1 protein-coding gene is annotated in these 780 nt (G+C 77.6%); it reads right to left on the reverse strand.

Annotation, left to right across the window (positions count from 1 at the left end; all coding sequences use genetic code 11):
- Positions 1-730, reverse strand: a 730-nt coding sequence (locus A5481_RS35545; RefSeq protein ID WP_425350245.1) for a phosphoenolpyruvate-utilizing N-terminal domain-containing protein, incomplete at its 3' end; no start/stop codon positions are given.
- Positions 731-780: the final 50 nt, after the last annotated feature.

Below are 780 nucleotides of genomic sequence, written 5' to 3' on the forward strand. Positions count from 1 at the left end.
CGCGCCAGGCCTCGGCCGCGGCGAGGTCGCGCGCGCTCGGATCGAGGTAGAGCCGCCCGGTCGTGCCGTCGAGGATCGCGGTGGCGCCGGCGGGCAGGGCGAGGAGGCCGGGCCCTACCGCCACCACCGACGGGATGCCGAGCGTCCGGGCGAGGATCGCCGTGTGGGAGGTCGGCCCGCCCTGTGCGGTGGCGAGGCCGAGCACCNNGTCGGAGGGGGCGAGGTCGGCGCTGAGCAGGATGCACGGATGGTCCGGCAGGGCGTGGCCGGCCTGGAGCGCGGGGTCGATCTGCGCCAGCACCCGGCGGCCGACGTCGCGCAGGTCCGCCGCGCGGGCGGCGAGCACCGGGTTGCCCAGGGCCGAGAGCTGGCCCGCCATCCGCTCCACCGCCCGGTGCCACGCGAAGGCGACGCCGTGGCCCTCCACCATCAGCTGGCAGGCCAGCGTGATCAGGTCGGTGTCGGCGATGAGGTCGGCTTGCGCCTTGAAGATCCCGGCATCGGCCTGGCCGAGGCGCCGGCCGGTATCGTCGGCGAGCGCCTTGAGCTGTGCCGTCGTCGATTCGAGGGCGGCGTGCAGCCGGTCGCCGCCGCTCGTCAGCGGCTCCGGCTCGTCCGGCACCGCGACCTCGGTGGAGCCGAGCACGTGGACCGGCCCGATGGCGAGGCCCGGGCTCGCACCGATGCCGGGCACGATGCGGCACGGATCGGCCGGGTTCCAGCCCGCCACCGGAGCGGCGGCCCTGGCGGCGGCCTCGGCCGCGCGGGCGGCGGCGGCCT

This window comes from Methylobacterium platani (assembly GCF_001653715.1).
GTDB classification, from domain to species: domain Bacteria; phylum Pseudomonadota; class Alphaproteobacteria; order Rhizobiales; family Beijerinckiaceae; genus Methylobacterium; species Methylobacterium platani.